Genomic DNA, 1,724 nt, shown 5'->3' on the forward strand with positions numbered 1-1,724 from the left:
CCAGCGGGTCTGCTTGTCTTGCAACGGGGAATGTGGTAACATGGGAGTGCTCCTTTCAAGCCCGCTTAGGGATTGAAATCAGACAATCCCTCGACGGCTCGCCCCTCCGTCCGCCAGCCATTGCCTGGCCCGCCTGATGAACCAGGTTTCCTGGCCTGTCAGAAGGGCTGCCGCCTCCTTGGCCGGCCACCAGCGGCCTCCAACCACCTGCGCTGGCCCAGGGATCAAAGCCAGGTAGGCCGCCGCTGGCGGCCAACATCCCAGCAGCCAGACTCTCTGCCCCGGACATGGCCCGATGAGATTGGCCAGCAAGGCCAGTGCCAGCCGCCAGGTCTGGCAGCCCTGGCCGCAGAGAGCCGAAGGGAGCGTCCAGCGGCCCCGCTGAGAGAGCAGCAAGATCACTGGTTGCTCTCGCTCCCCCAAGGAGGCAACGATCAAGTCCACTCGCTGCATGCTCATGACTTTCCTCCTACAGCCACCCGGCCTGCATCGCACAGCTCAGGCAGAGCACTTTCCGGGGCGGGTCCTCATCCACTTGCTCCAGGACGTGGGCCCGGCAGAACCGCCTGCCACAGTGCCAACAACGGAGCCGCTGCTCCGGGCGGCGGGAGCAGCCCGGCTCTGCGCAGCGGCCCTGCTGGCCTTCGGCCTGCCGCTTCCAGATCGGTCCCCATGCCATTAGCTGCCCCCTTTCTCACGTTGCTGCCTGCGCCACTCCTGCCCGCGGCGGCGGCCAGGCGTCCAGTAGCCCACACACATGGCATGTCGCACTTCTGGAGGATACAGCTCCGATGGATGCCCATCGTAGTCCTCAATCCGGCACAGCGAACAGACTGGCCGCCTGCAAAATTCGCAGATCTCCTCTGCCTCAGCGCCGCATTGCGCACATTGCATGGAGGAATGAGAAGACAATCGAGATGACATCTCTGGCTCCTTTCTGGTTGGAGCCAGGCGCCGAGGGGGCCTTCCCTGCGACCGCTGCTCCCTCCTCTGCGGCGGCTCCCCGCCGGGGGTTGCGCCCTGAGAGAGCCGGGGATATACTGGAGAGAGGAAAGCAGTCGCCAGGGTGGCACGACCCCCCCGGCGCCTGGTCTTGGTCTAGGGGCGCGCCGCTGGCTGCCACCTCATCGGCGCGTCCCATCCATCTCAGATGGGTCTAGGCCCGCCTGGCCCGGCGCGCTTCCACCTGTCGGGCCAGGTCCTGGGCGACCAGACATTGGATAATGTCCTCCAGACTCGTCTCTGCGCTGAATTGGTCCCCCAATACCTCCATGACCGCTGGAGCCTGGCTCAGCAGGGCATAGGAGCCGAGTTGGGCCTGGTACTGCTGCAGCAAGGCAATGAGGGACCGGCATCCATCGGGGGAAGATGCAGACATACGACACCTCCTCTCGAACGAGGGAAGACGGAAGGAAGGGAACGAGGAAGGAAGGAACGAACTAGAGGCTCTGAACCAACAAAGCGAACGCTTGTTCTCCAGACAATATCTCGAAATGCGGGCATTCCGCCCATGCCGCGAACCGCACCGCCCACCGGGGCAGCGGCTGCCAGCGGCGAGGAGACTCCAGTGCCGGCCCATAGGACCCTGCGGCGCTATCCACTCCGATGAGTCTCCCACTTCGCTCCGAGAGCCAGCGGGCCAGCGGATGATCAAAGCAGCGTCCCCGCTGGCCAACCTGCTCCGAGGCATGCCGCAGCAGCCAATCGGCAAAGTCATCCAGCGA

At 64.7% G+C, this 1,724-nt stretch carries 2 protein-coding genes; both read right to left on the reverse strand.

The window, feature by feature from the left end; genetic code table 11:
- Window positions 1–78: 78 nt before the first annotated feature.
- Window positions 79–459 (reverse strand): hypothetical protein, encoded by a 381-nt coding sequence (locus ACFMO7_RS00690; RefSeq protein ID WP_376793618.1) that lies wholly within the window; start codon window positions 457–459, stop codon window positions 79–81.
- A 697-nt stretch (window positions 460–1,156) separates the two neighbouring features.
- Entirely contained in the window at window positions 1,157–1,378 is a 222-nt protein-coding gene (locus ACFMO7_RS00695; protein WP_376793619.1) for a hypothetical protein, read from the reverse strand.
- Between the last annotated feature and the right edge of the window lie 346 nt (window positions 1,379–1,724).

The organism is Thermogemmatispora sp., assembly GCF_042408735.1.
Lineage (GTDB): Bacteria > Chloroflexota > Ktedonobacteria > Ktedonobacterales > Ktedonobacteraceae > Thermogemmatispora.